Origin of the sequence: Hydrococcus rivularis NIES-593 (assembly GCF_001904635.1) — a bacterium.
GTDB lineage: Bacteria > Cyanobacteriota > Cyanobacteriia > Cyanobacteriales > Microcystaceae > Hydrococcus > Hydrococcus rivularis.
Genome location: NZ_MRCB01000050.1, coordinates 1 through 20,419, shown reverse-complemented (window position 1 = coordinate 20,419; position 20,419 = coordinate 1). Strand labels below are relative to the sequence as shown.

General features: G+C 50.3%; 16 protein-coding genes. 10 read left to right on the top strand and 6 right to left on the bottom strand.

Annotation, left to right across the window (positions count from 1 at the left end; genetic code table 11):
- Positions 1–210 precede the first annotated feature (210 nt).
- Positions 211–933, bottom strand: coding sequence for a hypothetical protein (locus NIES593_RS22190; RefSeq protein WP_073601661.1), 723 nt, complete (start codon positions 931–933; stop codon positions 211–213).
- Between the two features lie 34 nt (positions 934–967).
- Here NIES593_RS22190 and NIES593_RS22185 point away from each other — a divergent pair, with 34 nt between their 5' ends.
- A complete protein-coding gene (locus NIES593_RS22185; RefSeq protein ID WP_073601660.1) occupies positions 968–1,171 on the top strand; it encodes a hypothetical protein in 204 nt (67 codons plus the stop codon).
- 24 nt (positions 1,172–1,195) lie between these two features.
- On the opposite strand, the gene NIES593_RS22180 is transcribed toward NIES593_RS22185, so the two are convergent.
- From NIES593_RS22180 to dnaG, 3 genes are all read right to left on the bottom strand, one after another.
- Positions 1,196–2,137: a DUF1338 domain-containing protein gene (locus NIES593_RS22180; RefSeq protein WP_073601659.1), complete on the bottom strand. Its 942-nt coding sequence runs from the start codon at positions 2,135–2,137 to the stop codon at positions 1,196–1,198.
- The gene (locus tag NIES593_RS22175; protein WP_073601658.1) at positions 2,134–3,453 is read right to left on the bottom strand and encodes an acetyl ornithine aminotransferase family protein; all 1,320 of its coding nucleotides are present in this window, start codon (positions 3,451–3,453) and stop codon (positions 2,134–2,136) included. The genes NIES593_RS22180 and NIES593_RS22175 overlap by 4 nt, the downstream gene beginning before the upstream one ends.
- Positions 3,454–3,557: 104 nt before the next feature.
- Positions 3,558–5,456, bottom strand: a complete 1,899-nt coding sequence (gene dnaG, locus NIES593_RS22170) for a DNA primase (RefSeq protein WP_073601657.1) — start codon at positions 5,454–5,456, stop codon at positions 3,558–3,560.
- Between the two features lie 340 nt (positions 5,457–5,796).
- On the opposite strand from dnaG, the gene NIES593_RS22165 reads away from it, so the two are divergent.
- Positions 5,797–6,864: a Gfo/Idh/MocA family protein gene (locus NIES593_RS22165; RefSeq protein WP_073601656.1), complete on the top strand. Its 1,068-nt coding sequence runs from the start codon at positions 5,797–5,799 to the stop codon at positions 6,862–6,864.
- Positions 6,865–6,878: 14 nt separating this feature from the next.
- Here the strand turns inward: NIES593_RS22165 and NIES593_RS22160 are convergent, their stop codons facing one another.
- Positions 6,879–7,862, bottom strand: coding sequence for an SGNH/GDSL hydrolase family protein (locus tag NIES593_RS22160; RefSeq protein ID WP_425432558.1), 984 nt, complete (start codon positions 7,860–7,862; stop codon positions 6,879–6,881).
- A gap of 699 nt (positions 7,863–8,561) precedes the next feature.
- On the opposite strand from NIES593_RS22160, the gene NIES593_RS22155 reads away from it, so the two are divergent.
- On the top strand, positions 8,562–8,744 hold the full coding sequence (locus tag NIES593_RS22155) for a CsbD family protein (protein ID WP_073601654.1): 183 nt from the start codon (positions 8,562–8,564) through the stop codon (positions 8,742–8,744).
- 132 nt (positions 8,745–8,876) lie between these two features.
- Here the strand turns inward: NIES593_RS22155 and NIES593_RS22150 are convergent, their stop codons facing one another.
- On the bottom strand, positions 8,877–9,611 hold the full coding sequence (locus NIES593_RS22150; RefSeq protein ID WP_073601653.1) for a response regulator: 735 nt from the start codon (positions 9,609–9,611) through the stop codon (positions 8,877–8,879).
- Positions 9,612–10,123: 512 nt separating this feature from the next.
- On the opposite strand from NIES593_RS22150, the gene NIES593_RS22145 reads away from it, so the two are divergent.
- From NIES593_RS22145 to NIES593_RS22110, 7 genes are all read left to right on the top strand, one after another.
- Entirely contained in the window at positions 10,124–10,555 is a 432-nt protein-coding gene (locus NIES593_RS22145) for a response regulator (RefSeq protein ID WP_073601652.1), read from the top strand.
- A 6-nt stretch (positions 10,556–10,561) separates the two neighbouring features.
- Positions 10,562–11,770: an ATP-binding response regulator gene (locus NIES593_RS22140; RefSeq protein ID WP_073601651.1), complete on the top strand. Its 1,209-nt coding sequence runs from the start codon at positions 10,562–10,564 to the stop codon at positions 11,768–11,770.
- Between the two features lie 27 nt (positions 11,771–11,797).
- The gene (locus tag NIES593_RS22135; protein ID WP_073601650.1) at positions 11,798–12,889 is read left to right on the top strand and encodes an ATP-binding response regulator; all 1,092 of its coding nucleotides are present in this window, start codon (positions 11,798–11,800) and stop codon (positions 12,887–12,889) included.
- A 497-nt stretch (positions 12,890–13,386) separates the two neighbouring features.
- A complete protein-coding gene (locus tag NIES593_RS22125; protein ID WP_073601648.1) occupies positions 13,387–16,170 on the top strand; it encodes a site-specific DNA-methyltransferase in 2,784 nt (927 codons plus the stop codon).
- The gene (locus NIES593_RS22120) at positions 16,170–19,004 is read left to right on the top strand and encodes a BPTD_3080 family restriction endonuclease (RefSeq protein ID WP_073601647.1); all 2,835 of its coding nucleotides are present in this window, start codon (positions 16,170–16,172) and stop codon (positions 19,002–19,004) included. Before NIES593_RS22125 ends, NIES593_RS22120 begins: the two co-directional genes overlap by 1 nt.
- Positions 19,005–19,084: 80 nt before the next feature.
- A complete protein-coding gene (locus NIES593_RS22115) occupies positions 19,085–20,116 on the top strand; it encodes a M23 family metallopeptidase (RefSeq protein ID WP_139253784.1) in 1,032 nt (343 codons plus the stop codon).
- Between the two features lie 33 nt (positions 20,117–20,149).
- Positions 20,150–20,413, top strand: a complete 264-nt coding sequence (locus tag NIES593_RS22110) for a DUF6920 family protein (RefSeq protein ID WP_342747393.1) — start codon at positions 20,150–20,152, stop codon at positions 20,411–20,413.
- Positions 20,414–20,419: the final 6 nt, after the last annotated feature.

Genomic DNA, 20,419 nt, shown 5'->3' with positions numbered 1-20,419 from the left:
ACGTTCCGTTCTTAGGGGAGGGGAGAGGGGCGACCCTCGAACCTTACCCGATAATCGAGATTCTGGCTTTACCAATATGGCTCAAGCTCAACGATTATGTACTTTTGGACTCAAGCACGTTTGGTCTCTTTTTAGAATGAAATAGCCCTGGGACTATTCCTAGAAAGAATAAAATTTACTTTTTCCTTTTGCCTTTGTCCTTTGTACTTATTAAGGCATCCATTCAATCACAATCCCGACTCGACTATCTTTATCTTCAGTTGAATTTTGTTGTTGAATATCCGCAGACAATCGTACATTCTTCGTTATCGCATAACCAACGGAAAGCGTCGTCATTCCGACTTCTTCGCGATCGCCAGGAGAGACAAAACTCTGAGTTAGAGAAATATCGGCAGCACCAGTACGCGATAAAGACAGCACTAACCGGATGCCAACATTAACTCCATCGGTAGAATAGTCGCCACTGTTGATATAGCGATATCCCAGGACTGGAGCCAGATTAAAATAACTTCCTAAAGGCAATACATAATAGTGTAAATTGCCACCGACTGATTCGCGATCGCCATTAAAAGACGCTTGATAATCTCCACTAATCGTCAATCCGGTTCTCCCAATAAAAATATCTTCTACCCCGACGATCAATCCGCCTGCATCGCTAGAAGATAGAAACTGAGAATACCCTAACCGGATGCGCGTCCGAAAGCTAGGATCGTTTTCAATCTCTTTGGAAACGTTGGGAATTTCTTGTAACCATCGCTGCAAAACGGGACTTTCTTCGATGATTTCTGGCTTCAAATCTAATGCTTCATTCGCTGCGGCAGGATCGTCTTTTTGTTGAGGCGTTTCGCTTCTAATTGAAGGCGCGATCGCCAGAGTGAAAAAAAAGACTATGATTCCTAGTAGTGGGCAATGCCATCTCAATTGCTTAAACACTCAAAAATTAGCCTCTTTGAATTCAAGGAATCAGATGCCAGACAATAACTTAGCACTAGATTCAGCAGAATTACGGGAATGGCGATCGAAAATCGAAATTGCTAATCGCAATAACATTTTTTGCCACTGCCGTACCTGCGATGCCGAGTGGATAGACTCCTCTTTTGAAGCAGTTTGTTCCTATTGCAGCAGTACGGATATAGAGCATATTTCCTGCTGGCAATTTCCCGATGAGTGAGTGAATCTACTAATAACCAACCGATTACTGATTACTGTTCTCCGATCTCCTGGTCATCTCAAATAAATTCTTTGCCTGTGCATTGAGAAAACCTTCAAACAAGACGGTTTTTCCGGGAGAAATTTCAATAAAATTTCGCTCGGCTATCTCATAATAAGCATACGTCCACGGAATTTGAGACAGTTCGCCCTTAGCATCGTCCCAAACGTCAACGAATTCTGTGACTGCTTGGGTGGCTGTTTGTCGCAAACCGCTTCCCCGACTGCCTTCGATCGCATCTTTCATCGGGACGCCTCGTTGGGACAAAACGCGAGCTGTACTTTCAATATCGGGATATTGAGGGGTATGCTGACGGTTAATATAGCCTGTAAAGTGATTGACTGCATAGCCATGTAGAAGAACCCAGGCACCGTATTGAGAAACTTGGTTGACTGATTCGACTAGCGATCGCTTGGGAGGTTGCCAGGGGCGAATAAAGGCGGTTTGGAGAACCGTAGCAATTTGTTCGATCTCTGCGTCGGTAGATGTAGCTTCAATCTTGGGTTTAAGGGACTCTAAATCGAAGAATTTGCCAGAACTAACGGTTGCTTCGATTTGTCGAACTATGGGATCGGGTAATGTATCTACCACTAGTTCGCTGATGAAAAGTTTGGGTAAGTCAAACCGATCTTGTTCGGGATGGCGGTAGTGACGGGCATAGAGATACTGGTCGGGAAATTCGTATTCTCCGGCAACCTCGTAGCCCAACGCTTCTGCAATACCAGCAATATAGGGAATTCCCAAGTTAATTTTTCCCATCGGGCGATCGAGGGTTAAGCGCAGGGAACGAAAAGCAATGTGATCGTTGGCGATCGCGCCGCCTGCTTCTTCTATTATCGATTGATAGACGCGAGCATACTCGACGCGACGGCTGTAATCTTTCCATAGGCGTTCCCACAGTTGGCAGGCGATTTGTGCTTGTTTCATGGGATTTCTGTTAATAATTGGGCGAGAATGTCTAACGCCACTTGAATCTGTTCGCTAGTAATTATCAAGGGCGGACAAAAGCGAATTGCTGCCTTACCGCAACCGAGAAGCAACAGCCCCCGACAAAATGCTTCGTCTACGAGCCAATTTCGCAGATTGGGATCTAAGTTGCCATCGTCATCGAATAAATCGATCGCAACCATCAATCCTTTCCCGCGAGGTAGAGAAACGCGATCGCATTTTTGGGCGAGTTGCGTTAAACCACAGAGCAACTCTTCTCCTCTGTGGCGAGCATTTTCTATTAACCCTTTTTCCAATAGCTCTAGGGTAACTTTACCTGCGGCACAAGCCACTGGATTGCCGCCAAACGTGCTGGCATGAGAACCGGGGGGCCAAGTCATTAATTCTGGTCGCGCTAAGATAGCACCAAGAGGCAGTCCGCTAGCAATCCCTTTAGCGAGGGTAACGATATCGGGCATGACTTCCCAATGTTCGATCGCAAATAATTTCCCCGTACGTCCCATTCCCGACTGTACTTCATCGACTATCATCAGAATGCCATGGCGATCGCAGATTTGGCGCAGGCGTTCTAGAAAGCCATCCTCCGGTAAGATATAACCGCCTTCGCCTTGGATGGGTTCGACGATAACCGCAGCTACTTCTTCTGGCGGCACTATCGAAGTAAAAAGGTTTTTTTCGAGATCGTCCAAGCTGGCATGGGTGCCGTAAGGGATATGGGTAACGCCGGGAAGTAGCGGTCCAAATCCTTTTCTTTGAACGGCTTTAGAACCCGTCAGCGACATGGCTCCATAGGTGCGTCCATGAAAGCCTCCCAAAAAGGCAATCAGACGCGATCGCCCCGTGTAGTAGCGAGCCAATTTGATTGCACCTTCGGTAGATTCCGCGCCAGAATTGGTAAAGAAAACGCGGGCGCGTGCCCCTTGTTCGGGTTTGGGGAAAGGAGCGCGTTCTGCGAGCATCTCCGCTAACTCTACCATTGGGGCGTAGTAAAAATCTGTCCCCGACATGTGGATTAGTTGGCTTGCTTGTTCGCTGATGGCTCGAACGACCTGGGGATGGGCGTGCCCGGTGGCTGTTACGGCAATTCCCGCCGTCAGATCTAAAAAGACGTTGCCATCTACATCTTCGATCGTAGATCCTTCTCCTCTAGCCACCACCAAGGGGTAGCCGCGAGTGTAGGAAGGAGAAGACACGGCGCGATCGCGTTCGATCAGTTCCTGGGCGCGAGGACCTGGTAAAGGTGTAATGATTCGAGGAACTTGAGGCTGTGTTTGTTCGGTTGAGATACTCAGCATTCAAAAATTAACGAACGCAAAATTTTATTAAAATACACTTTAATTTTGACGCACAGCTACCAAAATGTGCATAAGGTGGGTTGGCGATCTGCAATCCGTCGATATTAGCCTTCGCAACGCCGCCGCTTCTCTAATTCTCGAATGCGCTGGGTCGTATTTTGAATCTCCTGGTAGAGATAGTGCATTTGTTCGACTTCCTGAACTGGATCGAGTTGTTGCAGTTGTTGAAGACAGTAGCGGCGGTATTTTTCTTGAGCGACTTGTTCTAGAGATGCGATCGCCGTGCGAATCATAATCGGCGCGCGAGTGCTATCTTCCCACTGTTTGGTTTCCGTAATCTGAAACAGATGAGATAGTTGATTCGCCCGTTCGGGAAATTGAACGAGACGGTCTTGTAGTTGCGAAATTAGGCGATCGCTGCTAACTTCGCGCAATTCCATAATCTGCTGCCATAAAAGACGATGGTGAGGCAAACTAAAGAACAATTCTGTTTCTTCTAGCGCCTCGACGATCGCGCTTCGGTATTCGGGACAATGTAGATAAATTCCCAAGAGATCGGCTTCTGCTTCGTCGAGGAGGCTTTTCTCAGCAAGAACGAGAGGAGGAGGCTGGACGGTTTGTTTGACTTTGGGTGTAAATTGCCGTTTGGGTTTCTTAATTTGAGCCAGCAAGCTGTTGAGATGCAGGGAAATCGTTCGGGAATCTCCCTGGCTGAGAATTTCGGCACAGTAGCGAAGGTAATAACTGCGTTGATTGCTATCTTCGAGTCGATCGAGCAATTTGACCATATTTTGCGCTACTCGCTCGAATTGGTCGGCTTGCTTGAGATCGCGCCCTTGGATCAGTTGCTGGATCTGCCAATCGAACCACAGAGGCGCAGATTGAATGAGTTGGCGATAGGTATCTACTGCATCGGCACTGGATTTGAGAAATTCATCCGCATCCTTGCCGCCCGGCAGATTGAGGATCCTTATCTGCACTTGTCCGGCATCGACAAGGGGTTCGATCTCGCTAATAGCACGGTGTGTGGCTTGGGTTCCGGCTTTATCGGCATCGAAATTAAAGATCACTCGCTTCGATTCGGTGTAGCGCATCAGGAGTCGAATTTGGTCTTGGGTAAGAGCCGTTCCCAATGAGGCGACTACATTGGTAATACCTGCTGCGTGAAGCGCGATCGCGTCGAAATATCCTTCGACAACGATCGCGCGATCGTCTTTGCCAATGCTATTGCGAGCTTTATCGAGGGCAAATAGGGTCTTACTTTTATCAAATAGAGGCGTTTCTGGGGAATTAAGGTATTTTGGTTCTTCTGCGCCTAAAGTTCGACTCCCGAAACCGATGATTCGCCCCTGGGTGTCGCAGATGGGAATCGTCACGCGATCGCGAAAGACATCGTAATATCCATTCCCCGTCTTGCGCGGTTTGATGAGTCCGGCTTGTTCTACAATGGCGATGGGATAGCGTTTTTGTTCTACTAGATAGCGGTAGAGAGTTTCCCATCCGGCGGGGGCATATCCCAACTGAAACTGCCCGATCGTTTCCTCGCTTAAGTTGCGATCGCGTTTCAAATAATTGAGGGCAACTTCGCCTTGTGGTTGTCGGAGAGCGTGTTGATAAAAACTCCCCGTCAGCGCCAAAACTTCGTAAAGTTGCTCGCGCAAAGATAGTTGGCGCTGAAGTTCCTGTCTTTGTTCGGGTTCTAGCGTTTTAATCGAGATTTGATGTCTCCTGGCCAGATCGAGAACGACCTCGCTGAAGGATTGTTTCTTATAATCCATCAAAAATTTGATGGCATTTCCCCCTGCTTGACAGCCAAAGCAATAGTACATTTGCTTGCTGGGACTGACGCTAAAACTGGGCGTTTTCTCGTCGTGGAAGGGACATAAGCCTACAAAATCTTTTCCGCGCTTGCGCAGTACGACATACTCCGAGATGACATCATAAATATCAACCCGTTGTTTGACTTCTTCAATCGTGTCTGGATGAAGGCGGGGAACTTCCATCGATGTTTGAGCGATCGTTTTTCACAGGAGTGCCTAATTGCTATTGTTATTATCCATGAAGGTTCGGTCTTGGTTGGCGATTAAAAAAATATAAGTAGAGCAAGAACAAAAATTCAGAAGAAATATTCAAGATCCCAGACAACTGCCAGAAAAAAATCTTGCGAGCGATCGATAAACAACTCTTATTTTTGAGAAATAAGAGAAAATCTAGGACGACTAAGTATATTGAAATTCATCGCGAGTGGAATAGCTATGATAGTATCTTGATGGTTTTAGAGGCACAAAGGCACAATTGCCTAAATCCAATGTGGTGGAGGAGTCAAAAGGAGTAAAATTGCGGATGTCAGAAAGACACCAACGGATAAAAATCCCCAGAAGCCAATTCCAGCCAATTCGCGTCGGCGTTATCGGTGTAGGCAATATGGGACAACATCATACTCGCGTACTTAGCCTGCTTAAAGATATTGAGTTAGTAGGAATCTCTGATATTAACGTCGAGCGAGGTTTAGATACGGCTAGTAAATATCGGGTTCGCTTTTTTGAAAATTATCTAGACCTGTTGCCTCACGTAGATGCCGTCTGCATTGCCGTACCCACGAAATTGCACTATCAAGTAGGCATCGATTGTCTGCATGCTGGCATCCATACTTTAATTGAAAAACCGATCGCAGCTAGCATTATTGAGGCAGAATCTTTAGTCAATGCGGCAGCAGAATCTAATTGCATTCTGCAAGTCGGACATATCGAACGTTTCAATCCTGCCTTTCAGGAGTTGAGCAAAGTCCTCAAAACCGAGGAATTACTGGCTTTAGAATTTCATCGGATGAGTCCTTACTCGGATCGCGCTAATGACGTTTCTGTCGTCTTAGATTTAATGATCCACGATGTCGATCTCCTGATGGATCTCGTCGCCGCACCAGTAGTCAAACTAACTGCCAGCGGCAGTCGCGCTGCCGATTCTGGCTATCTCGATTATGTTACTGCGACGTTAGGGTTTAGTAATGGCATCGTGGCGACGCTGACTGCCAGCAAAGTTACCCATCGCAAAATTCGTCGTTTATCGGCTCATTGTAAGAATTCCCTGACAGAAGCAGATTTTCTTAACAATGAAATTTTGATTCATCGCCAAACAACGGCTAACTACACGACGGACTACGGACAAGTACTCTATCGACAGGATGGTTTGATTGAAAAAGTTTATACCAGCAATATCGAGCCACTTCATGCCGAATTGGAACATTTCGTCAACTGCGTGCGCGGCGGCAATCAGCCTTCCGTTGGCGGCGAACAGGCGCTCAAAGCGCTGCGTTTGGCTAGTTCGATCGAACAAATGGCGCTAGACGGTCAAGCTTGGCAGCAGTCTAGTTGGAACTACCCAGTCAACGCGCCAATGGTGACGATTTCTTAAACAGCGATCGGTTGTCAGTTATCTAAGAGATTGTCCGATTTCGTCTCTGGCGCTCGATCGCTGACAACTGACAACTGATTCCTGATTACTGATGTGAGGGTATCGCTTACCAGTCGATTGCCATCGGGAGATAGATGAATGCGATCGCGATATAAGGAAGTTGGGCGATGGCTATGTTTGAATAGCGGTAAAAAATCGACGAAGGTAATCTTCCGAGTTTGGACAAACGCTTTCAAGCGAGATCTGGCTTTTTGTTCGTACTCCCTGGGTGCAGTTCCGTCTACTTCCCTAAGCAGCGGCGCGATCGCGAGAAGGAATTGGGCGCGATTTTGGCGTGCGATCGCGTCGATGTTTTCAATTGCCACCAGGTTATGACTGACGCGATCGCCTTTCTCTTGATAAACTTTAACTATGCCAGGAATCGGTTTGGGACGGGCGAAAACGCGCTCTAACAGTTCTCCGATTGCCGAGTAGGGTTTGCGATCGGGGTAGTTAGGATCGCGTCCGACTAGCAAAGAAGTCGGCGCAGTCGCAAACAAGTCGTCGGTATTGAGCAGTAAAACGACGATCTGCGAGTCAAAGGTGCCGAAACGTTTGAGATAAGCTAACTGATTGCGAGGTCCCCAAGAATTCGCCGAAGCATTGAGAACTTCAACCATTTGGAAAGGCTGAGGTAGGTTAGTTTGTAATTGTTGCGCGATCGCGGCAGAAATCGTTTGCGCTTGATCGGTCCACCAAGCACCATTGGCGATCGAATCTCCCAATAAGAGTATCCGTAAAGTAGCGGCGGGGCGAACGTCTGCAAACTCGTCGCTGCGCATGGAATAGCGATTGATAAAAATTCGATTGCCAAAGCGACGCATTTTTTGATTGGGGGCGAGCAAATACCCAATTTCTTCGTCTGGGATATAAATGGGGCGATCGCCCAAACCCACCAAAACCCTCAATCCTATCTCGATGGCGATTAATAAGCCTACAACCGCGGCCACAACGAGCAAGATAACTCTAACCAATCCACCTCTCCTTAAATAGATACAAGCCAGAAAGCGAGAGCGATTCTTACGAAGTTAGAAAGGGGACGCGGTGGGCGAACCTCTTCGCTCACTCAAGTTGTCCGTTGAAGCTCCGTCGTGAAACGATAGAGTATCTCTAACTCGCATCCAGAAAAAAGATTTTCGAGAGCGATCGCTTTTTCTGATGAAAATAGATTTTTTTCAATTAAAGCTTATCGCCAATCATTCTGAATGAGGAAGAATCATATCTTCCTCCAACTAAATTTTCAAGATCTAACTTGCATATCTATGAGAAACCGCTCTATAAGAGCATTCTTGTGTCAGCGATCGCGACGGAATCCACCTTGCCTTGAATTAAAAAGCTAGAAGAGGCGGAGGATTTCTAACCTCAACACTGATGTAGCTGCCAGGAAATGAATGTCCTGGCTCACCGTCTTCTCATCCCTAAAAATCCCTTCTCCCACAAGGGGTTCCGAAAGAGGGGTTGAGGTGAGGGCGATTTGAGTTCTGTCACTCAACCAGGGTGCGGGTATCAGTACAGCAACTTCTGTAACTTTATCTCTTTAGAAAGATTCTTATTTTATTAATTTTATTCCTTTAGTTGGAAGATTTACTTTCGCATTCCCATTTATTTTTATAATTGTCAAAAACAAAAAATAACTAATAAAAAAAGGAGTTATTCACATGAGTACCGAAAATAGAGTTGAAGCAACTTTTAAAAATGTTGAAGGGAAAGTTCAAGAAATGGTAGGAGAAGTTACGGGCGATCCTAAAGATAAAGCTGAGGGAAAAGCTAAGCAAGCCGAAGCAGCAGCTAGGCACTCTGTAGAAAACATTAAAGACGAAGTTAAAAAATCGCTTGACTAAAGCCTTTTTAATTTTCGATCGAGGAACTGAATAGAAGCAAAACGCCGCTCATAGATTCGTAAAAATTAAGAGCGGCTTTCATCTGTGAAATGTTTTTTAGGAAAGAAAAATAAATCTAACAACGTTAATTATTTATTCTACTAAACCAGAGCGTAGAGCGCGGACTGCTGCTTGGGTGCGATCGTCAGCACATAGCTTGTTAAGAATGTTGCGGACGTGAGTCTTAACCGTGCCCACTGTAATGTAGAGCTTTTCGGCGATTTGCAGGTTATTACAACCAGCAACAATTAGCTCTAAAACTTCCAGTTCTCGATCGGTCAAGGGATAAGTTTCGATCATCTGCTGAGCCTCTGTATCTAGAGAGCTAATGGTTCTTGTATTTGCCAGCGATCGCTCCTCGACAGTCTTGAGAGGCTCGCTAGGAATAGGCTGTCGAGTTTGCTTGAGAACAATACGGGCAATCGTAGGATCGATCCAGGCATTCCCTTCATTTGTCGTCCGAATGGCTTGTACCAGATTTTCCAAACTCACATCCTTGAGACTGTATGAGTCGGCACCAGCCGCAAAAGCCGCCATGACAGAGTTCTCGCTTTTGTGCATTGTCAAGATGAGAACTTTGGTTCGCGCTGCGTCAGCATTGTCCTGAGACTGCTTGAGCCGCTGCGTTACTGCGATCCCATCGATATCCGGCAGCCCGATATCGACTACCGCAACATCCGGCTTGGCTGTTGCTAGAACTTGTAGCCCTTGACGACCATTGGCTGCTTCGCCAACCACTTTAATATCTTCAACTTGCTGCAAAGCAGCGCTTAAACCGATCCGGCTTAGATCGTGGTCTTCGATGATAACAACGCGAATTTCACTCATTACTAAACTGATTAGCTGCTAAAACTAAAAGTGTTATTACTTCCGACAGACAATGCCTCTACCATCGTCGAAGATCGATTTGGTTAATTTCATCTATCAAAAGTAAGAGACGGACTGAGCCTTATGAAATTCTTTAAAAAAGAAAAATTATGTAACTACTATTTATTTTATTTTAAGGGGAAGCTAAGCCAAAAAACTAGCAGAATAATATCTTGCAATATTTAATTCGAGACAAGAACCGACTGCTCCGACTCGCTGACGCTGTGACAGCACAACTATCGATTCTCAAGATAGACTCGGAGCGATCGCGCTTTTCGTCTCATTTTCTAGAACCAGCTTTTCTTTCAACTGGCAGAAATTTACTCCTAAAGACGTAGATAGCTAGTTGTAGTAATTTGTACCAATGGCTGAAGGCAGTTAAGTAAAAAATATCTTAACATTATTGACGATTATGTCGTAATTGTTACCGTGGTTGAATAAGAGCAAACGGTAGGGCGATGGCGACAAATTGCATGGAGGATAGAACGATTAACATTTTGCTAGTAGAAGACGACGAAGTTGGCGTGATGAACGTCCGGCGAGCGTTAAAAAAAAACCAGATTGCCAATCCGCTTTATATCGCCGAGAACGGATTGAAAGCTTTGGCAATGTTGCGCTCCCAAAATGGAAAACCTCCGGTTGTCCCTCCAAAGCGCCGTCTCATTCTGCTAGATCTCAATATGCCTCAAATGAACGGATTGGAATTCCTTCGCGAGCTGCGCTTCGATCCTCAACTGAAGGCAACACCAGTAATTGTTTTGACAACCTCTGATGAAGATAGAGATAAATTAGAAGCCTACAACTTGAATGTGGCAGGCTATATTCTCAAACCCATTACGTTTTCTAGATTTACAGAAGTCGTATCGACTTTGAATCAGTATTGGATGCTGTGTGAAATGCTCTAAGCAAGAATGGAGGATATACTCAAAATCCTAGTTGTAGACGACGATCGAGTAGACCGTCTAGCAGTACGTCGCTCGCTCCAAAAAGCGGGCATAAGAGTGGAATTATCCGAAGCTAGCGATGCCCGGAACGCGATCGCGCTGCTCCAAAATACTCACTTTGATTGTATATTCCTGGACTATCTTTTACCCGATCGCGATGGACTCGGGTTAATTCAGGAATTGTACTCGATGGGGGTCAAAGTCCCCACCATCGTCCTCACCGGTCAGGGAGACGAGCAAATTGCCGTTGAGATGATGAAAGCAGGGGCTTCTGATTATCTCTCCAAAACCAGGGTATCCCCAGAAACGCTCGCTCAGACTCTCCGCAATGCCATTCGCATCGATCGCGCGCAAAAAGCAGCAGAACTGGCAAACCAACGGCTCAAAGCAAGTAACGAACTCCTCCAGCATCAGAATCAAGAACTCGAAAAGCAACGGCAACAAATTCAGTTACAGAACTTGCAACTGCAAGAAGCCTATCGCCTCAAATCCCAATTTTTGGCAACCATGTCCCACGAGCTACGTACCCCTCTCAATGCCATAATGGGATTCTCGCAAATTTTGTTGCGCCAGTACCCAGATCCGCTTACGCCACAGCAAACTGAAATCGTACAGCGCATCATTAACAACAGTCAAAACCTACTTATTCTGCTCAATGAAGTTCTCGATTTTTCTAAACTTGAATCCGGTCAACTAACGCTCGAACCAGAAGAATTTAACCTGGCTATACTAGTGCAGATTACTGTGGAAGAACTTCGTTCCCTCGCCTTACAAAAACAACTCAGCCTACAAGTCGATCTAAACTTAAAAAATCCTCTTGTCGTCAACGACCAAAATAGTCTGCGGCGAATCTTGATTAACCTTCTCTCCAATGCCATCAAGTTTACTGACTCAGGTAGCATTTGGGTGAAAGTTTGGGAGTTGAATCCCGACCGAGTTGCGATCGCGGTGAGAGATACGGGGATAGGAATTGCAAGCGAGCACCTGGAAACCATCTTTGAAGCTTTCCGACAAGTCGATGGCAGCCTCGCTCGCCAACACGAGGGCAGTGGCTTGGGGCTGGCAATTACCAATTCTTTGGTTAAGATGATGCAAGGAACGATTGCCGTTGAAAGCCAGGTTGGTAAAGGATCGGCATTCCAAGTAGAACTTCCGCGTCAGATCGATAGGAATTGAAAAGAAATTTTAAATTTTTATTTTTGTATGTCCGTCGTTCCCATTCCAAAAACTACTAACTATATCCTCGCTGTCGATGACATTCCCGACAATCTATTCCTGATTAAATTGGCACTGGAACAGGAAGGGTATAATGTCGTATTGGTTGGCGATGGTTCTATGGCTCTAGAACAAATTGAAAAATCGCCTCCCGATCTCGTGTTGCTCGACGTAATGATGCCAAAAATGGATGGCTATGAAGTTACGCGACGCATCCGAGCAAATTCTAATTTGCCCTACATCCCGATTTTGTTGATTACAGCGCACGAGCAATCGAGTTTAGTGCGGGGTTTAGACTCAGGAGCAGATGAGTTTATCCGCAAACCCTTCCAAATCGACGAATTGCAAGCAAGGGTGCGATCGCTTTTGCGCCTCAAACATTCCATTGACCAGCGAGAGAACTTCGTTCGCTGTCTCACCCACGATCTGCGAACGCCTCTAGTCGCCGCCGATCGAATGCTGCACTTAATTTTGCAAGGAGTCTTTGGGGAAGCTTCGCCAGAACTTAAAAAAGCACTTGAGAATATCATCAGCAATAATCAAAACTTACTAGAGATGTTAAATACCCTGCTAGAAGTCCATCACTATGAGGTTGGGGAGAAGACGCTCAGCTTTATCAATTTCAATTTAGCGGAATTAATTGAAGAAGTTGTAGCACAATTAACTCCTTTGGCAGAGGCAAAAGGACTGGAATTACGAATGAACTTGGCAGCAGACGCACGAGAGATTAGGGGCGATCGCCTGGAGTTACGACGAGTGCTGACCAACTTGATCGGTAATGCGATCAAATTCACTGATGCTGGGTTTGTGGAAGTTCGTTCGAGTCTATCATCTCAAGCGGACGGAAAAACATCCGATTGGGTGGCGATCGAAGTTCGGGATACGGGGATCGGAATTGCTCCCGACGATCTAGAGACAATTTTCGAGCGGTTTCGTCAGGGAACCCACAAGCGTTTCGGTCACGGATTGGGATTGCATTTGTGCCAGCAGATTGCCCAAAGACATCACGGCAAAATCGAAGTTCAATCCGAATTGAATCGAGGAAGTATTTTTACCGTGCGCTTGCCTATGAACTTTTAAATTGTCCGATCGCACCGATTGGCAATTACGATCGGTGGCGAGGACTCTCTTTAATTGCGAATTCTTATATTTTGTATCATAACCAGTAAACATTAAAATCTCGCCAAGAAATCAATTTTTTGGTTAACAGCATAAGAGAGCATTTATAAAGTAAATCTTAAGTCGAATTTGAGAAATGAAAGCGATGTCTGACAACAAAGCTATTCGCGCCTTAATTCTCGGATTAACTTATCAAGGAGCGAGAGGACTGCAAGCGAAATTTGGATATTATGTTTAAACTTGCCCAATTGCTTCAAGAGTTATACGGAAAAATTCTAGATAACTCCCCCAAATTAGGTAGTTATACGGAAAAATTCCCGATAATGTTTTTCTTGGATGTGTTAAATGGAAGAAATCCGTATAATAACCCTATACAAGATAGTTATATGGAAAAATTCCGTAGAATAAATAGTTAGCCTCCCGGTGGAGGCCGCGATGACGCCGACTGGAAGGACTTGATGGCACCAAAGAAGAAGACAGAGACCAACCGGACCAAGCGCCCGATCGAATCCTACGAGCATCGGGACAAGCAGCGCGTCAACAACCCGCCCGTGGGACTGGTGACGCCCGAGACCGACCCCGACGCCGGGCAGAAGAAAAAGACCTATGCCTACGACCCGCACCTCGACCCGCAACTCGTCTGGGCGGGCAAGGCCGAGCATACTTCCTTCGAGGTGCCGACGGTCTCGCTGCATGTCCATGAGCGCATCGAGCCGCGCACCATTATCGAGGCCGTGCGGAAAAAGAACGGCCAGCAAGGCTCGATTCAACTGGGGCTGTTCGAGGAGGAGCGCCAGGAACCCCTGCGCGAGGCCATCGAGTTCTACCAGCACAAACACGGCTGGACCAACCGCCTGATCGCAGGCGACTCCCTGCTGGTGATGAACTCGCTCCTGGAAAAAGAGGGCATGGCCGGCAAGGTGCAGATGATTTACATTGACCCGCCCTACGGCATTAAGTACGGCAGTAACTTCCAGCCCTTCGTCAACAAGCGCGACGTCAAAGACGGCAAGGACGAGGACCTGACCGCCGAGCCGGAGCAGATCCGCGCCTTCCGCGACACGTGGGAGCTGGGCATCCACTCGTATCTCACGTATCTGCGCGACCGGCTGCTCCTGGCGCGGGAACTCCTGACCGAGAGCGGCAGCATCTTCGTGCAGATCAGCGACGAGAACGTGCACCACGTGCGGGAGTTGATGGATGAGGTGTTTGGGGCGGGGAATTTTGTGGTAATTATTACCTTTGTAAAAACTAGTGGCCAAACGACAAGCTTGATACCTTCAATAAGTGATGATTACCTTCTTTGGTATGCAAAAGATAGAAACAAAACCAAATTCAGAACGCTCTACTGGGGAAAAGAAAAAGGTGCTGGATTCGAAGCTTACCGATATGCTGAATCGCCAAACGGTGTAAGGAGTAGGCTGTCCAATAATGAGGAAGTTATAGGAAACTCATCAATAAAGCTTTTCAGACTAAGTGCGATTACTTCACAGGGTTACAGTGCCAAGACGCATTTTGAGTGGGAGTTTGTAGGAAAGAAATACAAACCGCAGCCAAACCGCCATTGGTCAACTACGCGCGATGGGCTTGACAGGTTAGCGAAGGCTGACAGAATAGTAGTTTCTGGGAATTCAGTAAATTTTATACGATACCTTGATGATTTTCCGCTTTTCGCCATAATGAATAACTGGACGGATGTTGGAAGTGTAAGTAGCGAGATAATCTATGCTGTTCAAACAGTCACGAAAGTTGTCCAACGCTGCCTCCTCATGACCACCGACCCCGGCGACCTGGTCTTCGACCCCACCTGCGGCAGCGGTACCACGGCCTATGTGGCCGAGCAGTGGGGGCGGCGCTGGATCACCTGCGATACCTCGCGCGTGGCTTTAGCCATCGCCCGCCAGCGGCTGATGACCGCCGTCTTCGATTACTACGAACTGGCGCACCCGGAAGAGGGCGTCGGCAGCGGCTTCAGGTACAAGACCGTGCCGCACGTCACGCTCAAATCCATCGCCAACAACCCGGAGATTGACGGCATCTACACCCGCTGGCAGGCGAAACTCGAACCCATCCGCGAGCGGTTGAACAAGCTGCTCAAGAAAAAGTGGCAGGAGTGGGAAATTCCACGAGAACCGGAAGACGATTGGCCCAAAGAAGCGAAGAAACTTTTGGCCGACTGGTGGCAGTTGCGCCGCAAGCGCCAGGAGGAGATCGACGCCGCCATCGCCCGCCACGCGCCGCAGGAGACGCTCTACGACCAGCCCTACGTGGACCGCAAGAAGGTGCGCGTGACCGGGCCGTTCACGGTGGAGGCCGTGCCTGCGCCGGTCGTCAAATCTCCGGATGAAATTCTGGAGGCCAGGCCGCAACCGGCGGATGCTTCCATCGCCCGCTCCGGGGAGACGCTGCGCCAGGGCGAGTGGCGCGACGAGCTCTTGCGCACCGGCATTCGCGGCAAGGCCGGGCAGTACATCCGCTTTGCGCGCCTGGAGCCGCTGCCCGGCTGCCGCTGGCTACACGCCGACGGTGAGACGCGCCCCAGCGACGAAGGCGCAGATTCGGTGCGCGAACGCGGCCCGGCTTACGACCCGATGCGGGTCGTCGTCTCCTTCGGCCCGGAGCACGCCCCGCTGGAGCAACGGCAAGTGGAGATGGCTATCGAGGAGGCGCAGACGCTGGTGCCGAAGCCGAAGCTCATCGTCTTCGCGGCCTTCCAGTTCGACCCGGAAGCGGCCAAGGACATTGACGAGACCAACTGGCCGGGCGTGACGCTCCTCAAGGCGCAGATGAACGCCGACCTGCTGACCGACGACCTCAAGAAAAAACGCGCCAGCAACGAGTCCTTCTGGCTCATCGGCCAGCCGGATGTGCAGGTCGAGCGCAGCGCCGAGGGCGAGGACAAGGGCAAGCTGCGCGTATCGGTGCACGGTTTCGACTACTACAACACCAAGACCGGCCAGATCGAATCGGGCGGCGCGGACAAGATCGCGGTGTGGATGCTGGATACCGACTACGACGGCCGCAGCCTCTACCCGCGGCAGGTGTTCTTCCCGATGGCGGGCGACGGCGAAGGCTGGGCAAGGCTGGCGCGCAATCTCAAAGCCGAGATTGACGCGGACCGGATCGAGGCCTACCGGGGCACGGTATCGCTCCCCTTCGAGGCGGGGGAACACAAGCGCATCGCGGTCAAGATCGTGGACGACCGGGGGATCGAGAGCCTGAAGGTGTTGGAGGTAGCGTGATGCCCCGCACCACCATCGACCGCCTGATCATCAACTCGCCCTACGAGGAGCCGCAGCGTCACTGGCGTTACGACCGGGAAACGCGGCTCTTTGACTTGGTAGAGGGCCGCCGCCCGGCGGGGTATGTGGTGGCAACGCCTGGTTCCAAGGGCTTCGACGATCCGGGCATCTTCGTCGAGATTCCGCTGGTCAACCAGATCCGCCCTCGCGTCAAGGCCTGGCGCGAGGCGGGTTATCCGGGCGTTTCCAGCATCACCAAGCGCCTGCTGGAGCACTGGCGCGACCCGGAGGAGTTCGAGACGCGCCGCTTCTTCTTTTGCCAGTTGGAAGCGGTGGAAACGCTGATCTGGCTCACGGAAGCGCCCGCCGCCGAGCGCGTGGGGATCGAGATTCCCGGCGACGGCGGGGAGTTCGTGCGGCAGTGCTGCAAGATGGCGACCGGCTCGGGCAAGACCATCGTCATGGCGATGGTCATCGCCTGGCAGGTCCTCAACAAAGTGGTGTCGCCGCAGGATGCGCGCTTTTCCAAGAACGTGCTGGTGATCGCGCCGGGGCTCACGGTGAAAAAGCGCCTGTCGGTCCTGGAACTCTCGGCGGAGGGGAATTACTACGAGGAATTCAACATTGTCCCTTCGGCGTTGCTCGACAAGCTACGCCAGGGAAAGGTGCTCGTGCGTAATTGGCACGCCTTGGCATGGGAGAGCGAAGAGCAACTCAAGAAGCGCAAGAGCGTGGACAAGCGCGGGGTCAAGAGCAAAGAAGCCTATACCCGCGAGGTGCTGGGCGAGATGGCGAACGCCCGTAACCTGCTGGTGATTAACGACGAGGCCCACCATGCCTGGCGCGTGAACTGGGAGGCCGAAGGCAAGTACCTGCGCGCCCGCGACTTGAAGGACAGCGCCGAGGAGGCGACGGTGTGGGTCGGCGGGCTGGACAGGCTGCACCGCACAAGGGGCATCCTGAAGTGCTACGACTTCTCCGCCACGCCCTTCACGCCCTCGGGCAAGAAGAGCAGCGAAGAGGCCCTGTTCGGCTGGATCGTCAGCGATTTCGGTTTGAACGACGCCATCGAGTCAGGGCTGGTCAAGACCCCGCGCGTGGTGGTGCGGGACGACGCCGTGCCCGACGCCAAGACCTACAAGTCGCGCCTCTACCACATCTACAATGACCCGGACGTCAAGGACGATCTCAACAGGAAGGCGCAGCCGGAAGAGCCGCTTCCCGACCTGGTCCTAAACGCTTACTATCTTCTGGGCTACGACTGGCGCGAGACGTGGAAGGCATGGCAGAACGCCGGGCAGCCCACCCCGCCGGTGATGATCACCGTCTGCAACCGTACCGAGACTGCCGCGCGCGTGAAGCACGCCTTCGATTCAAAACGCATCCACATCGACGAGCTGTGCGACCCTGAGCGCATCCTGCATATCGACTCGAAGGTGCTGGATGAGGCGGAGGCCCATGAGGAACCCGCCGCGCCGGTGAAAGTGTCGGACGAGACCGCTGATGCGGAAGAGGAGGCCGCGCCGGTCGAGCGCAAACTGACCAAGGCCGAGCAGGCGGAACTACTCCGACAGACCGTAGATACGGTAGGCAAGGCGGGAAAGCCCGGCGAGAAGATTCAGAAAGTCATCTCCGTCGGCATGCTCTCCGAGGGCTGGGACGCCAAGACGGTCACGCACATCATGGGACTGCGGGCCTTCACCTCACAGCTTCTATGCGAGCAGGTGGTAGGCCGCGGCTTGCGGCGCACGTCTTACGAAGTCAACCCGGAAACGGGACGGTTCGAGCCGGAATACGTCAACATCTTCGGCGTGCCGTTCACCTTCTTGCCGCACGAAGGCGGGGAAGACGGCCCGCCTCCCCCGCCCACGCCCAAGACCGCCGTCGAACCGGACTCGGCCAAGGCGGAGTTCGAGATCCGCTGGCCGAACGTGGTGCGCATCGAGCGCGTGTTTCAACCCACGTTGACCCTGGATTGGTCGAAGGTGCGGCCGTTGGAACTGGACGCGGCGCAGACGGCGCGGGTCGCCGAACTGGCGCCGATCCTCGAAGGCAAGCCGGATGTCACGAAGGTGAGCCGCATTGAGTTGGAGCGGTTGGCGCGGGAGTTCCGCACTCAGCGCATCATCTTCGAAACGGCGCGGGACGTGTTCGACCAGATGAAGCACACCTGGCAGGGCAGCCGCGAGGTGTTGCTGGCCCAGTTGGTGCGGATCGTCGAGCAGTTCATTCGCTCCGACCGCATTTCGATCTCGCCGCCTCTCTTCGATCAGGATGAACTGCGCCGCCGGCTGATCATCACGCTCAACATGTCGCGGGTCGTGCAGCATGTGTGGGAGGCGGTGCGGCAGGAGAACACCGAGCGGCTTACGCCGGTCTTCGACCGCGATCATCCCATTCGGTTCACGGGCGAGATGCGTACGTGGTATACGGGCAAGCCGTGCGAACGCACCCGTAAGTCGCACATCAACGTCTGCGTTTATGACAGCACGTGGGAGGCGTCGGATGCCTTCGTGCTGGACAATAGCGATGCCGTGAGCGCCTGGGTCAAGAACGACCACCTGGGCTTCGAAGTGCTCTACGTCTATCGCGGCGTGGTGCGGAAGTACCGGCCCGATTTTCTAGTGCGGCTGAGGAACGGTGATTATCTGGTTCTGGAAACCAAGGGTCAGGATACAGAACAGGAACAGGTCAAACGCCGCTATCTGGACGAATGGGTGCAAGCGGTGAACGCGCATGGCGGCTTTGGCCATTGGCGACGGGCGGTTGCACAACACCCGGGCGAGATTCGGGATGTGCTCCTGCAAGGCGAGGAAGCGAGAACGGAAGGCTAACAACCGATTGCAGCGGACGGCGCTTCGCGCCGCCGCTGAACCGGGGCGTTAGACCGCTATATCAAGTATCTTAAGACTCTTTGCCTCCCTCGATCGCTGGGAAAGTCAACAGTACTAGCACCTTGTGCATGAGCGACAGAGATTTCAATTGGCAAAACAATATGATCGCTTTACTAATTGGATTGCAGATCGGTTTACCGCTTGCCCTAATCGCCTGGTTAGCAATCGCGCCTCCTCGTAACTTTCTGGGTGTTTTGCTACAAGCCTTCGTAACAGCAATCACCTTGTTGGCGATCGCACGCATGGGAGTCTGGGTTTTTCCGCCTTGGTGGACACCTTATCTTTATGGGTTGCTCTTTGTTCTGTCCTTGCTTATTGGGGTGCGACGACGCAAGCCTCAACGCAAGTTACCATCTCACTGGCTCGGATGGATTGCCGTCATTATTTTTGTTGCCTTGGGGGTTTTTGTCGGAAATGAAGCAGTGCAAAGTTGGGCAGGTCAGTTTCCACCCCCTATTGCCGCTGTCGATCTCGCCTTTCCGCTACGGGATGGCGATTATCTCATTCTCAATGGCGGTAGCAATATTCGGATTAATGCACATCTAAAAACACTGGATGAGTCAGTGCCGCGTTTTCGTGCCTATCGAGGGCAGAGCTACGGCGTTGATATAATCAAGGTTAATCCGTTCGGCTTGCGGGCGAAGGGTTTGGTTCCCAGCGATCCGGCAGCGTATCAGATTTATGGTGAGTCAGTGTTTGCTCCCTGTTCAGGAAAGATTATTCAGGCAATCGATGGCTTTCGAGATCTGAAGGTTCCCCAAGTCGATCTCGTGAATCGCGCTGGAAATTATGTCGTTCTGCGCTGTAGCAATACCGATGTTGTACTCGCCCACCTTCGTCCCCAGAGTCTTTCAGTTCAAGCTGGAATGACAGTTAAAGTCGGCGATTGCATTGCTGAGGTGGGTAACTCTGGTGCAAGCGATGAACCGCACCTGCATATTAGTGCCCAACGTCCCGGCTCACTAATCGAACCGTTTTCTGGGGATCCATTGCCGATTCGCTTCGATGGTCGTTTTCTAGTTCGCGGCGATCGCATGATAATGCCTCAATAAATTCCGTCAATATGTCCAAGTTTAGGTTAATTCATCCTCGTCTACAAAACTCTGGAGGTATCATGTTGCTTAAAGTTTTCGTCGCGTGGTACGTTCAATATGAGTGAGACAGGGGAACAGTGGAAACCTTTCACTTCAGACCAACAGGCGATCGCTCAGCGTCCTAGTTTTGACTGGAATGGTCGAATGACAATGCTGCCAGGTATTCCGGTGCTGGTACATGACGCTTATATCGCTGGTGAAGGCATTTTACAGGAAAGGAAGCGAAGCCCACCCCTTTTTAAGGGTGGGATGTAGCGTCTG

Coding starts and splice junctions, on each gene's coding strand:
- NIES593_RS22175 (WP_073601658.1), bottom strand. CDS start 3,453: ATGCTGAGTATCTCAACCGAACAAACACAGCCTCAAGTTCCTCGAATC.
- NIES593_RS22145 (WP_073601652.1), top strand. CDS start 10,124: ATGGAGGATAGAACGATTAACATTTTGCTAGTAGAAGACGACGAAGTT.
- NIES593_RS22180 (WP_073601659.1), bottom strand. CDS start 2,137: ATGAAACAAGCACAAATCGCCTGCCAACTGTGGGAACGCCTATGGAAA.
- NIES593_RS22150 (WP_073601653.1), bottom strand. CDS start 9,611: ATGAGTGAAATTCGCGTTGTTATCATCGAAGACCACGATCTAAGCCGG.
- NIES593_RS22165 (WP_073601656.1), top strand. CDS start 5,797: ATGTCAGAAAGACACCAACGGATAAAAATCCCCAGAAGCCAATTCCAG.
- NIES593_RS22185 (WP_073601660.1), top strand. CDS start 968: ATGCCAGACAATAACTTAGCACTAGATTCAGCAGAATTACGGGAATGG.
- dnaG (WP_073601657.1), bottom strand. CDS start 5,456: ATGGAAGTTCCCCGCCTTCATCCAGACACGATTGAAGAAGTCAAACAA.
- NIES593_RS22140 (WP_073601651.1), top strand. CDS start 10,562: ATGGAGGATATACTCAAAATCCTAGTTGTAGACGACGATCGAGTAGAC.
- NIES593_RS22125 (WP_073601648.1), top strand. CDS start 13,387: ATGGCACCAAAGAAGAAGACAGAGACCAACCGGACCAAGCGCCCGATC.
- NIES593_RS22155 (WP_073601654.1), top strand. CDS start 8,562: ATGAGTACCGAAAATAGAGTTGAAGCAACTTTTAAAAATGTTGAAGGG.
- NIES593_RS22135 (WP_073601650.1), top strand. CDS start 11,798: ATGTCCGTCGTTCCCATTCCAAAAACTACTAACTATATCCTCGCTGTC.
- NIES593_RS22120 (WP_073601647.1), top strand. CDS start 16,170: ATGCCCCGCACCACCATCGACCGCCTGATCATCAACTCGCCCTACGAG.